11 protein-coding genes and 1 tRNA gene are annotated in these 13,316 nt (G+C 40.7%); 3 read left to right on the plus strand and 9 right to left on the minus strand.

Features of this window, described 5'->3' with window-relative positions:
* The first annotated feature begins 500 nt into the window (after positions 1-500).
* On the plus strand, positions 501-1,400 hold the full coding sequence (locus H6G59_RS14710; protein WP_190715898.1) for a hypothetical protein: 900 nt from the start codon (positions 501-503) through the stop codon (positions 1,398-1,400).
* A gap of 131 nt (positions 1,401-1,531) precedes the next feature.
* Here the strand turns inward: H6G59_RS14710 and H6G59_RS14715 are convergent, their stop codons facing one another.
* From H6G59_RS14715 to pds, 4 genes are all read right to left on the minus strand, one after another.
* Positions 1,532-2,854, minus strand: coding sequence for an ABC transporter substrate-binding protein (locus tag H6G59_RS14715; protein WP_190715635.1), 1,323 nt, complete (start codon positions 2,852-2,854; stop codon positions 1,532-1,534).
* A 161-nt stretch (positions 2,855-3,015) separates the two neighbouring features.
* Positions 3,016-3,107 (minus strand) — tRNA-Ser (locus tag H6G59_RS14720).
* 107 nt (positions 3,108-3,214) lie between these two features.
* Positions 3,215-4,147, minus strand: coding sequence for a 15-cis-phytoene synthase CrtB (gene crtB / locus H6G59_RS14725; protein WP_190715637.1), 933 nt, complete (start codon positions 4,145-4,147; stop codon positions 3,215-3,217).
* Positions 4,131-5,597, minus strand: coding sequence for a 15-cis-phytoene desaturase (gene pds / locus H6G59_RS14730; RefSeq protein ID WP_190715640.1), 1,467 nt, complete (start codon positions 5,595-5,597; stop codon positions 4,131-4,133). Before pds ends, crtB begins: the two co-directional genes overlap by 17 nt.
* Positions 5,598-5,754: 157 nt before the next feature.
* Here pds and nagZ point away from each other — a divergent pair, with 157 nt between their 5' ends.
* Positions 5,755-6,852 (plus strand): beta-N-acetylhexosaminidase, encoded by a 1,098-nt coding sequence (gene nagZ, locus H6G59_RS14735; RefSeq protein ID WP_190715900.1) that lies wholly within the window; start codon positions 5,755-5,757, stop codon positions 6,850-6,852.
* 175 nt (positions 6,853-7,027) lie between these two features.
* Here the strand turns inward: nagZ and H6G59_RS14740 are convergent, their stop codons facing one another.
* Complete coding sequence (locus H6G59_RS14740) at positions 7,028-7,279, minus strand: hypothetical protein (protein ID WP_190715642.1); 252 nt, start codon at positions 7,277-7,279, stop codon at positions 7,028-7,030.
* Positions 7,280-7,935: 656 nt separating this feature from the next.
* On the minus strand, positions 7,936-9,594 hold the full coding sequence (gene mutL / locus H6G59_RS14745) for a DNA mismatch repair endonuclease MutL (protein ID WP_190715644.1): 1,659 nt from the start codon (positions 9,592-9,594) through the stop codon (positions 7,936-7,938).
* A 208-nt stretch (positions 9,595-9,802) separates the two neighbouring features.
* Here mutL and H6G59_RS14750 point away from each other — a divergent pair, with 208 nt between their 5' ends.
* Positions 9,803-10,132: a rhodanese-like domain-containing protein gene (locus H6G59_RS14750; RefSeq protein ID WP_190715646.1), complete on the plus strand. Its 330-nt coding sequence runs from the start codon at positions 9,803-9,805 to the stop codon at positions 10,130-10,132.
* Positions 10,133-10,400: 268 nt separating this feature from the next.
* Here H6G59_RS14750 and H6G59_RS14755 read toward each other — a convergent pair whose 3' ends face one another.
* The 3 genes from H6G59_RS14755 to H6G59_RS14765 all read right to left on the minus strand — a co-directional run bounded on the left by H6G59_RS14755 (position 10,401) and on the right by H6G59_RS14765 (position 13,227).
* Positions 10,401-10,823, minus strand: coding sequence for a response regulator (locus tag H6G59_RS14755; protein ID WP_190715647.1), 423 nt, complete (start codon positions 10,821-10,823; stop codon positions 10,401-10,403).
* A 132-nt stretch (positions 10,824-10,955) separates the two neighbouring features.
* A complete protein-coding gene (locus tag H6G59_RS14760) occupies positions 10,956-11,690 on the minus strand; it encodes a Crp/Fnr family transcriptional regulator (protein ID WP_190715649.1) in 735 nt (244 codons plus the stop codon).
* A 493-nt stretch (positions 11,691-12,183) separates the two neighbouring features.
* A complete protein-coding gene (locus tag H6G59_RS14765) occupies positions 12,184-13,227 on the minus strand; it encodes an adenosine deaminase (protein WP_190715652.1) in 1,044 nt (347 codons plus the stop codon).
* Positions 13,228-13,316 lie beyond the last annotated feature (89 nt).

Genomic DNA, 13,316 nt, shown 5'->3' on the forward strand with positions numbered 1-13,316 from the left:
TAATTAAATTACTAAACGAAGGAGGTCTTATTATTAAATGGGAACGCAAAGTCAAAAATAAAGGTAATGCTGTTTATTCGATTTAGCTGCACAACAGCTTACCAGTGTCAAGAAACTAAGTAGTCCGGTGTAAATATTTGTCGTTGGGATCAGGCAGAGGGAAAGAGGGTTTTAGCCTAGTTCCTATTTCTTTACATAGTTTGGTTTTATTGTACTGACCTACTGACTGGATTTATGTTGCGTGCCTTAGCAGGAGGTGTGGCCACAGGTATTAACTCTTAATTATTAACAAGAAAACCATGTGTGTAATTAATTCTATCGGAGTACTTACCATTCAATAGGTAGCTGTAAAATCCCAAGTGCATATGTCAAATTAAAGATGTAAAAATCGATTTTTTGATGTTAAATGTTGAGTATTGCTCAAATTTGTTGAATTAAACCAACAGAATCCCTTTTTGCCATAATTATTGTAGGTTCTTGTAGGAGTGAATGTGAATATGATGTTTTTGCGTAAAAATCTTTTGTGTTTACCAAGTCTAGCCGCCCTTGCAGTTTTAGGTAGCAGCCTATCCGCAAATGCTCAGACACCACAGCCTATTGATCCGGTTATGCCTGACAACCAAGTGAATGCAGAACCCACAGCAGCCACTTTGGCCAAAGTACCAGCGCTCACCAACACCTCTACAGACATAATACCTGTTTTTGAAACAGGAGCAACTGAGCTTGCTGCCAATATCATGCCAGACAGGGAAGTGGAAGCTGAATCCACAGCCACCAACTTTGCCGAAGTACCCCAGTTTCCCAACGCTGCTACAGAAAAAACTCCTAGTCGGACAATCATACCCGTTCCAGGTACAGTCGCCACCTCATCCATGATGCTGACAGATGTAGTTTCAGAGTCTACTTCCCAACCATCTGCTGCTCAAGTAGCACAGCCAAATCAAATAGCACAATCGGATATTGATGTAGGAAGATCAACCCGTGGCGGTAGCAGCTATGTTGGAGTAGGTGCCAATATTGGTTTAAGTGGTGGAAGTACAGCCTTGGGCGATGGTAACTTCGCAGTGATTAGCAAAATAGGTTTCACAAGGTCTTTATCAATAAGACCGTCAGTGATACTAGGAGATAATACCCTATTTCTCATTCCCATCACTTATGATTTCTCCTTTCAGCAAGTAGGAGATCCATTTACAGAACGCCTACCCATCGCACCTTATGTGGGAGTCGGTGCAGCCATTCAAACCGGTGATAACTCAGAAACGGCTGTATTAGTAACTGGTGGTATCGATGTACCTCTAAATAATCGCTTTACTGCCACAGCTTCCGTCAATGCAGGATTTTTTAATCAAACCGATGTCGGTCTCTTGTTAGGAGTCGGTTACAACTTTGGCGGGTTTTAATTAAAAGGGAACGGGGAACAGGGTACAGGGTACAGGGGACAGTAGATAATTTTATTTCTCCCCATCTCCCCATCTCCCCATCTCCCCATCTCCCCATCTCCCCATCTCCCCATCTCCCTGCCCCTCTATCTCTACTTGGGACTAACTTTATCAATCACTTTGATTTTGCCGTCGTCTCCCACAGTCCAAACATCGTAGACACCAAGGACATCGCCATTGGCATCAACATCTACATTACCACTGGCTCCTTGGTAGTTAATCTTTTTACCCTCTTTTAGTAACTTCAGTCCCTCACAGACATCAGTTACTTCTGTGCCAGTCCCACCAGCTACTTCACGGATTTTTCCCGCAATACCAACGCCTGTATTTTCTTTAGCCGCTTGTGCTGCCAATGTTAACAAAGCAGCAGCATCCCAAGCTTGAGGTGCGTATTCTCCTGGGGAACCGCCTTTTTTCTCTTGCCAAAGTGTTTTGAAACTTGCTAATGCTTTACCATCAGAACCTGGGACTGTACCAATAGCGCCCGATAGTAGATATTTTCCGTCAGCACTTTTACCAACTTGCTCAGGAAAACTATCTGACTTTACCCCATCTGTGAGCATAATTTGTACTCCTTTTGCTAAACCTTGCTGATAGGCTGCTTTGAGGAATAAACTGCCTGTTTCAGCATACATCACAGCCAGTACTGCGTCGGGTTTACCAGCAAAGGTAGCACCTGCTTCAGTATCAAAGGTTTGGGCTTTGGGGTCGTAGCGGACAGGTTTATCTTTATTAACTACTGTTCCACCTAATTCTTCAAAGGTTTTTACAAATGCTTTTTCAAAACCTACGCCATAGTCGTTGTTAATTACGACTGTGGAAACTCTTTTAAATCCTTTTTTCTTAGCAAGTTGGGCTAAAGCTAGTGCTTGGTAGGTATCAGGGGGAGCAGTGCGCGCCCAAAAACCTTTAAAGTCACCTTTTTGGGCTTTGTCGGTGAAGACGGGACTGGTGCTACCAGGGGAAACGATCATAACTTTATTAGGAGTGGCAACGGAAACAGCAGCCGTAGAAACGCTACTAGCAAAGGAACCAACTACACCGGCTACTTTATCTACAGTTGCTAATTTGGTCATACCAGCTGCACCGGCTTTGGGGTCGGTTTGGTCGTCTACTTCTACTAAAGTGACTTTTTCTCCGTTGACACCACCGCAAGCGTTGACGGTATCGACAAGTAAGGGAACGGAACCAACCATTTGCTGACCAATAGAGGCTAAGTCACCGGTTGTTGGTAACAAACTACCAATTTTTAACCCCTTAGGATTATCGGTTGTGGTCGTTGAGTTAGCTGCTGGGGTGGCGGTAGTTCCTGTGGGTGTTGAGCTAGTTGTGGTGGTATTCTCACAAGCGGCCATGAATAAGCCGCTGGCTATGGTAAATACAGTTAAAGCTAGGGAAACACTAATTCTGGACATGGATAACTCTCAATCCTGGGATGTTCAGGAGCCTGAAAGTAGGATAAAACTAGATTGAAAATCCAGATCAATTCTATCCAGACTCCAAAGCCTAAATAATAGCATCCATCTCCAGAAGTATAAGTGCCTAGGAAAATATTAATTTTTACTCGGCTAAAAAACGGAGAAGGAGGGATTCGAACCCTCGGATGGACCTTACGATTCCATCAACAGATTAGCAATCTGCCGCTTTCGACCACTCAGCCACCTCTCCCGGTCATAGACAACAATGTTATCAGAGATTTTTGGGCAAGTCAATAGTTATTTTGTCATTTGTTCAGTGGTCAGTTACTAATCACTAGTGACCACTGACAAACGACCTTATAACACTTGCGATCGCATCCAAGCCACTGGCAAAGTGCGAAATTTTTGCCATTGGGGGACGTAAGCACGCTGACTGAACACTTCATAATCATTGCGCTCAATCACATCTAAAATCTGCCCATACAGCATTGATGCAGTCCAAACTGGCCAACGGGCATCGGGTGCTAGGTAGCTAACTCCTTTGTCTGCCTGAATATAGAATTGGCGAGCGCGGTCAATCTCAAACTGCATTAGAGAACGCCAACGGTCATCTACTACACCTTTAAAAAAGTCTTGTTCGGTGTAGTTGAATTTGGCCAAGTCTTCTAGGGGAATGTAGATTCGCCCCCGTTTTGCGTCCTCACCCACATCGCGGAGGATGTTAGTGAGTTGATTGGCAATTCCTAGAGCGATCGCTTCTGCTGTGGGAATATAAGGTTGTTGGTTTCGATGCCAGGAAGCTGTATAGATGCTGGTATCTATACCCATAATTGCCGTTGACATTAAGCCCACAGTACCAGCAACCCGGTAGCAATAGAGGTATAAATCCTCAAATGTTTCATAACGACTGCGATATAAATCCATGCGCTGACCAGCAATCATATCCCGAAAGGGTTGAATGTCTATGGCAAAGCGTTGGAGAGTATCCACTAAAGCTACGTCATAATTGTCCAATGGGCAGCCCGCAAAAATCGAGTCCAGCTGCTTTTCCCATAGGTCTAGGGTTTCTGGCGTGGTTATAGCAGATGCGGGGCCATCTACTAATTCATCTGTTCGGCGACACCAAGCGTATATTGCCCAAACAGATTGACGCTTTGCCGGACTCATCAGCAATGTACCCAGGTAAAAAGTTTTGGCATACTTGGCTGTGAGTTCCTGACAAAGTTTGTAGGAATCGTCTACAGAGACCAGCGTTTTCATGCGCGGGGGGGAATCAGGCAGTTGCAGCATTCGTTGCGGGCGGTCGAGTTAGCGTTTGCAGGTTAGAAGAGTTTGCTACCGATGGCGCTATGGCTTCTTTGTCGCCACACCAGCTATCGGAGATCGCCTGTGCTGTTAGCTTACCAGAAAGTACTGCTCCCTCCATACTGCCTAGATAGCGTTGCATGGTGTAACTCCCGCTCAAAAAGAAGTTGGCTATAGGAGTTGTTTGGGTTGGACGGTACTGTTGACGACCAGGGGTCGCTTTGTAAACTGAACGCGGCGTTTTGACAACGTGAGATTTCAGCAGTTTTGCTCTTTTGTCTCCTTGAAAGTGGTCAGGAAAGAGTTTTTCCAACTCGGCCATAGTAGCCGAGAGAATTTCCTCGTCAGATTTACTAATCCAATCTTTGGCGGGAGCTAGAACTAATTCCAGCATTGAGCGAGAGGAGTTAGCATATTCACGACAGGTGTTGCTCATATCAGCATAAACGCTGAGGAGGGGCGATCGCGAAAAAAGTAGGTGATCAATATTTGTTAACTTCCGATCAAACCATAGATGGAGGTTAATTACTGGTACACCTTCTAAACCTTCCAGCTTTTGGAAAAATGCCATCTGCTTCCAAGGTTCTGGCAACATGACTTTTAATGGGTCAACCGACATGGCTGATACGTAAAAGTCTGCTGTCACTTCTTCATCTGGCTCCCCATTTAACCCGCGCAGCAAGAACCCTTTTACTGTACCATCCGGGTTGAGCAAAATCTCTTTTAGGGGCGCATTTAGTCTGACTTGTCCACCACGTTCGGTGATGTAATCAACGATAGGCTGGCAGAGTCGTTCTGTGGGAGAACCATCCAAAAAGGCGATTTTGGAGCCGTATCGTTCTTGTAAAAAACGATTGAGGGCGGTTAATAAAATTGTGGAGGAAACTTCATCGGGGTTGATAAAGGTTAGCGCCTTGGAAGCAGCGATAAACACGTCACTGGCTACCCGCTCACCAACACCTTGTCTTTTTAACCAATCTGAGAAGTTGTATTTGTCCATCTCCTCAACATACTTTTGACCGCGAACGATGGCTGGAAGCAACCCTATGGCGAAACGAATCTTCTGCTCCCAAGTCAACATATCGTTGTTGCGAAGAATCGAGGCAATGATGTTAAACGGAGAAGGAATATCGGGAACATCAAAACGTGAGAGTGTTCCGGGTTTATCTGGTTGATTAAAAATCAGTGTATGCTCTTTCCATTGAAGTCGGTCTTCAATCCCCAACTCCTTGAGCAGTTGCAGCATATTGGGGTATGCCCCAAAGAAGGCGTGTAACCCGGTTTCGTACCAGTCGCCGTCAGCGTCTTTCCACGCCGCCACAAGACCACCCAATACATCCCGACGTTCTAAGACAATGGGAGTGTGACCTGCATCTATGAGATATTTCGCGCAGGATAGTCCTGCTAAACCAGCACCAGCAATCACTACTCGCATTTAAACCTACTGCTTTTCAATATTTCTTAATTGTTTTCTCGTTCTCATTATATGTTGCAATCCGTTACATTTGGCATCACTTCCTGAAAAGGCAGGGAAGTTGGAGATGTCTAAAGATAAAGTAAAGAGTATTAAATTTTCTTTTGGTAAGCCAATTATGCACACATCTGAGCATCTCCAAAGTTTTGGTAATCACCTGATTCTCGGTATTTCTGGTACAACCCTCAGCGATGATGATAAACGGGCGCTAAACGAGTTCAAACCAGTTGGAGTCATATTTTTCGCCAAAAATTTTCTTGATGGTGTACCTTATCCGGTTTGGTTAGAAAGCTTTAAGCAGCTAATTGACCAAATTCACCAATATGCTGAACGTGACTTCATGTTCACTACATTAGACCATGAAGGTGGTCGTGTTGTTCGGACACCTTTACCCATTACCCGTTTTCCTCATGCTTATTTGCTAAAAGCACAAGCCCGCGAAGTCGCAAAAGCCACAGCATTAGAATTAAAATCTCTCAGTATAAATCTTTCTTGGTCTCCTGTGGCTGATATTTTCTCCAATCCCCAAAACCCGATTATTGGATCTCGCGCTTTTGGGACTACTCCCGAAACTGCTAGTCAAGGTGCGCGTGAATATTTTCAAGGACTAGGGGCAGGAGGAATTCTCGGTTGTGCTAAACATTTTCCCGGACATGGAGACACTAGCACAGATTCTCATGTTGAGTTACCAACATTGAATTTAAGTTTAGAAGATTTGCGAAATCGGGAATTGATACCTTTTCAAACATTGATTAAGGAACAAGTTCCATTAATTATGACAGCGCATATTTTGTTTCCTCAAATCGATCCTGATGTCCCAGCAACTTTATCTAAAATTATTTTAAATGATCTTTTGAGAGAAGAATTAGGTTTTCAAGGTGTGATAGTTTCTGATGATTTAGATATGAAAGCAGTTTCTGAGATGTTTATGCAATCAGGAACGGTGGCGCGGGCTTTTCATGCTGGTTGTGATTTATTTATAGTTTCTCGAAATATCAATTCTTCATCTTTGGAACGGACATATAAAATAGCGGAAGATTTTTCTGCTAGTTTGAATAATGGTAGTTTAGATGCAGCAGTTGTAGAAGTGGCAAGGGATAGAATTGCGAATTTATTGGACGTAACTCCTCAATATCCAGTTTATCAACTTGACAAAGAGACTTTGGTTAAAAATGCGGAATTAGCAATTGCTTGTACTTTTCAAAATCAAAAGTAATTATAACCAGTTGCGCTTTTCCAGGAGAATAAAGCTGATTCCTGCAATCAGAAATCAGCTTTACTATGTTGGTACTTATGTTAACTGAATTAGATGAAAATCTAAATGCATTATTAGAAGTTGAATATTCATGCGAGAAGCCATACTTTCAGATGATTAACTAAATACACTCTGGCTATTTTTTCCAGCCTTGGTATTGAGCGAACAACGCTTCTTTATCGGTTATTTCATTAGTTCCTGGAGGAGCGAGATAAGCAAGACCTAATGCTTGGAGATATTTGGTTTGATTAAACGTAGTTTGACTAGTTTCACCGTTTTCACTGGTTTGGCCATTTTGAGCCTCTTGACCACCTTTAATGTTAGCAGATGCTTCAACACTAAGTTCGGTCAATAATTCTTGATTTTTGATTTTTTCGGAGTATAACATCAATTTTTCTCCTAAATACACCTGGAGCATTACGTTAGTTGAGAACCGATTTATGATTGTTCAACTAATTGCTTGCCTTGTTTGTATAGTAGAGTCATTTTTTTTTGATTACCTCCGAATTATCAAAATTGAATTAGGTAGTAATTAAGAGATGATCAATCTGTTCCGAGTTATTGACAATGAAATCATGATTTCCTGACATATCTAACGCAAATATCTAGTTTTGCTCAAACTCGTGTGAGCAGATTTATCAATAAGCCAGTTCATCACAAATAAGTTAACAAGATCTGATTGAAAACGTTGGAAATATTGTGTAGTAATGCTTTGCACATTTATACTCATTAAAGCTTGTTTTTTTGTCTAGGTAATATTAGTATTGCGAAAGTTATGTTATTAACAACAAACCATAGAAAAGACATATTTTGTAATCTTAATAAGTATTCCTTATTTATTCATTTGAATACTGAAAAAAGCTGTATTAAAAATAGCATTCTCAGCAAACCCCGAAGGATTAGAGTATCTGAGATACTAGCAACTTACGTTAATATAGCAGATTGCAGATCAATGAGGTACAGAATCAAAATTGAAACCTAGACAGCAAGCCAGTTTTACTCCTGAACCGGAGGTCTGCGAAGCGTCTCCTGAATTCTGCTGTATCAAATTCCATGACTTTTGCCAATTACCCAATTACGACGGAAAAACCGAGCTAAAGACGATTCTTCCAAAGATAAATAAATCGGTCTACCATGTGGACAGGTGCGGGGGTTGCGTGTGCGTTGCCAATCATCTAATAGTTTCTGCATTTCTGGTAAATTCATTGGTGTACCATTACGAACTGCACTGCGACAAGCAACAGCAACTTGGGCTGTTTGTAAATCTCCTCCCCAACTCAGTTCTAAAAGTGCTTCGGCACAGTCTTCACGTTGTTGTAACATTGCGGGAATATTGCGAACTGCCCAAAGTTTTTCACCAAATGGTTCAATATCTAAATTGATATTTTGCAGTTGGGAAACTTGCGCTGGTGATAATTGATAAAGAATAATTGGTGTTTCTACAGCTACAAGTTGCCAATTATCACATAGTTGCTCGTACAAAACTCGCTCATGGGCAATGTGCTGTTCTACTAACCACATTCCTCCTGAATGTTCAGCAACAATATAGGTATTACTTACTTGGGCAACAGCTTTTAAATAGTTCTGAGTATGATCTTGATTTCGATTTTGAGGTTGAAAATTATAACCACCTTTTGCTTCTGCAACTTTGAGTAATTTACTGACTCTTGTTGTCTGCACAGATTCTTTAATATTCACTTCGGAAATCCGCAGTGCTTGGTTAATAGCTTGGGTAATTTGTTCTTGCCAAAAAGTTATTTCGTTGAGATAAATTTCAGTTTTGGCAGGGTTGCGATTCCAATTGATTTGGTCAGGAGAAATGGCCAGATGTAAAAAACAAATGGGATAGCGATCGCGCGGTAATGTTTTGTGAAATGCTGATAAAATCGTTTGCTCTAATTCCGGTGATTTAATCATCCTGCCATTAATCGCTACCTTTACCCAATCAGGACGATGACGATGACACCTATCTGGTAAACCTATGACTAAATTTATGACTGATTTTTCCAAGTTTGGTAATTCTAACTGACAAAAATGCAAATCACTTTGTCGCACTTGGGGCAGAATTTGCGGGATTAATTGTTCTACAGTCGCAGCCGGACAGATAGTGAACAATTCTCGGTCATTTTGCCAAACTTGGTAAGTGACTTGAGGATGACAAAGGGCAATTTGTTGAATTATCCCTTGTACTGCCTTCATTTGCTGTGCAGGGGTGGGTAAACCTTGACGACGGGCGGGGCAGTTAGCGAACAAATTAGAGACGGTGACGACTGTTCCAGGGGCTATTGGGGCTATTTCTAGTTTGACTACTTCTCCACTTTCGTTATAAACAACCTGGTATCCTTCATTTCCACCTACGGGACGACTGAAAATTTCTAAATCTGCCAAGGTTGTTAAGCTGTGTAACGCCTCACCACGAAACCCTAAACTGGTAATTTTCCATAAATCCGCACTAGAACGAATTTTACTGGTGCTATGGGCTGCGGCGGCTTGTTGCAAGTCATCAAGATTCATTCCACGACCATTATCCGCTACGCGGACTCGCCAATTTTGTGGCCATAGAGAAACCACAATGCGCGTTGCACCAGCATCTAGGGAATTTTCTACCAATTCCCGCACTACAGCAGATAAAGAGTCAATTACTTCTCCAGCCGTAATTAAATATACAACTTCTGTTGGTAAAGCTTGAATAATAGATGCCATAGCCGGAATTATAAATCAAAAATTAAAAATTGAGCGAACGTGCAGAACATTAGCCTACAATATTCCGACTACTGGCTTCTGACAAATGTGTAGTTTTATTTAATATCTATTTAACATCTCAACAGAATTTTTGATTAATTGTAAAGAAAACCTGATTTTAAGAGGATCTTTGATAAATTGCAGATGAGGTGATAAGCGGAAAAAACTTATGAGTAGTAGTTTAGTCGCTGATGTTGCAGATCTGAAGTCCCTTCTTGAATGGGGTCAACCTGCTTTTACAATTGTTGATGTGCGCGATCGCTACACTTACAATCACGGCCATATCACTGGGGCTATCTCAATTCCCTTAGATGACTTGGAATCCCGTGCTAAATTTGCTCTACACAAAGAACGCCAAATCTACGTTTATGGCGAACATGATGCCCATGCAGCCCATGCAGCCCAAATCTTGCGCGGTGCTGGCTTCACTGATGTTTCTGAAATTCAAGGTGGCCTTACCGCCTGGAAAACAATTGGTGGCGCGACAGAAGGGGTGTAATACCGTTTCACTTGAACATGGATACAAATGGACAGACGCGGTGACGGGGAGATTCATTTGTAGCTTTAATTCAGTGAATTGATATAAGTCGCAACTTAACCTAGAGATATCAATATAATTCGTAATTCGTAATTACAGGTATAAGCCTCTAACTTTCGTTATGGAAAAGCAAAAAGGCTTATTATCTTTATTTTCAGCCCTGAGATTTATCAGTAGGTTAATAATTACGAATTACGAATTATGCTATTGGATTTATATTTTACAAGACTCAGCACTTTGCCATAACATACTGGTTCAAGTTAACCAGACTCGCAACAGCAAAAAGTAACTCATCTAAATTAATAGGCTTGCATAGGTGCTTCTGAAAACCGGCTTTTAATGAATATTCTTGATCTGCCGCTGAAGCCCATCCTGTCATAGCAATAGCCGGAACCCATCTTCCCTTCAATGCCTCTAAATTTTTGACTTTTCGTAGCAACCAATAGCCATCTTCATCCGGTAGAGAGATGTCGCTGATTAAGATGTCAGGTTTAAAATTAGATATTATTTCTATAGCCTCATGTGCAGAACCAGCAGATATAATCTCTGCACCCTCCAATTCAAATAATAAAGTCAGTATTTCTCTGGTATCACTATCATCATCGACAATCAGTAATTTTAAGTTATCAAGATGGATAGATTGGCTATACATGAATCTTACCTGCTTTTATTTTTAACAGTTTGATTTGTAAAAATAAAGGAATCAAAAAGCATATCCTCTTTTATGCTATGCACAATCAATGTTGGCTGTCTGTCCGGTTTCGTACATAGAAGCCCAAAAGATTCAATCGCAATTATGTTGAGGTGAATTGTCTAGTAAGCGTGCATATTGATTTCTGATTACTTGATAACACTCACAGGAACTCTCCTCTAAGGCTTCTCGATTGATAATCTTAATATTACCTCGATGGTAATTAATCATGCCTGCTTTACTGAGGGTATTCGCTGCAACTGTAACACCAGACCGACGTACACCCAACATTTGAGAAATAAATTCTTGAGTTAGAGGAAATTCATTTGAATTTAGACGGTCAGAAACTGTCAATAACCACCGAGAAAGTCGCTCTTCTAATGTATGTAGTCGGTTACAAGCAGCGCATTGTGCAACTTCAATGTAGACAGTTTTTACATAGCGTAATAGCAGGTCTTGAATCGCTCCTCCCCGATCAAATTCGGTTTTAATTATATCTGCATCAATTCGCAACCCATTGCCCGGAACTTGGACAATTATATTTATATTTGTGATGTCATCTCCCAAAATTACGGGTATACCTACCATACCTTCTTGACTCACTAAACCAACTTCTACTGATGAGCCGTTGTCCATTGTGCAGAGTAGGGAAATAACAGCTGTATCAGGAAAATAGATGTATTTGATTGGTTCTTCTGCCTCGTAAATACTTTGCCCGGATGAGAGCGATACAAGTTCTAAATGTGGAGCAAGACGCTCAAAATTAGAAGTAGGCAAAGCTGCAAGCAGTTTATTCTTTGACCTTAGGGAATTATTATCTAATAACATGATAATTCTCTTTATATTTAGCTGTCTTTAGAAAAGGCAACCCCAGGCATAAAGAAAGAAAATTCATATTTAGCCCTAATGTCAAAAGATGTATTTTCTAAAGTTATCTTTTTAACGGAAACCTTTCACACCAATATATTATCTATTTTTATTAGAAATGAGCTAAATAATAAATTTATAATTGCCGAAAATATAGTTATAATTAGACAAAAATATAGCTTTAATGTCCAAAAATTTTATTTTCATTTAGTCGTTATATTGATATATTCGTTTAGCTCATGAATTATGTCTTTCTTAATGTTAACTTCCTGCTTTTGAGGCAAGAAATAGACAATTTTACTTTTACGAATTAATCAGGATTCAGATATATAAATAAGAACATTGACTACAATGTGACTTGTAACGGGTAAAACAGGCAAAAACCGTTAATATGCTCAAATAAAAATCCCCCACGTTCAAGTAAGGGATAATCAACATCTGTAATATTTTTTCTTTAGTCTTGCATTGCCAAAACTTGATCTGGTTCAGGTTTTAACAAATCATTTAATAAAGATGCCGGAGGTTGAGTATAAGGCCAAGCAAACGCATGACGGAAAGCAGCATCTTGACAAGCTTGTAACTGTGCAAAATTGATAATGTCGTAAGTCAAAAGATTTTCATACTCAAACGGTAGTCGCATATTGTGCAAACCAGCGTTATCCGTACATATCGCAATATCAACCCCGACTTCAAAACAACGGTCAAAAACTAATTTGAGTTGACGGATATCCTGTAAGGTTCCTGTTTTCAGGTAAGTTGTGGGACAAACTTCCAAACACTGTCCCCGTTTAGCTACATCTTTTAGTAATTCTGGGTAAAGTAGCGGAATTTGGATACCGTGACCAATTCGCATTAAATAGGGTAAAAGTTCTGGATAGCAACCTGCGGTAGTTTCATAAAGATGTCCTGTAGTTTTTACGCCTAGAGTTTGGGCATAATTATATAAACTAATCCATTCTGCCATGCGTTCAGCATAGTAACTATCGCCCCCCGCTACATCTATCGCACAGACATAATCTTTATTTTGGGCTGCTAAATCAACAATTGCCTTATTTACTTCATAAGGTAATCGTGAGTGCATACAGAGAATTTGGCTAGTAATAATCGGATATTCTGGTATATGGCTGGATTTGCCGACAGTATTCACAATTTCCGTCATTTTGTCAATTCTTTCAGCTTGACTCAGATGTTCAGGAGTCCGCAAATAGGGAGTGTAACGCAATTCCAGATAAGCCAAATTTTCAAATATATAAGCACCGCGAAGTAAGCGGTAGATGAAGTAAGGTAAAGTTTCCAGCGTTTGTACACTTTCAACTAAAGTGTGTAATTCTAGATATTCATCTAGGGTGTTACGGGGACGGGTATAAAAATCTTCAAATTCTGAATATTCAGTAAAGCGAGAAATTAACTCGGTGGAATGACGCTGGAAATATCGCCATAATACACGAGGTACAACTGAACCACCTAGATGCCGATGCAATTCTGCGTATAAAGCCATAGTGGTCTTTTTTTAGAAAAATTTCATTAATCTTAACAAAAACGGTAATAAAAAAAATCTATCTCTGAAGAAGGATTATTAGTATTGGT

This window comes from Anabaena lutea FACHB-196 (assembly GCF_014698305.1).
GTDB classification, from domain to species: Bacteria; Cyanobacteriota; Cyanobacteriia; order Cyanobacteriales; family Nostocaceae; genus Anabaena; species Anabaena lutea.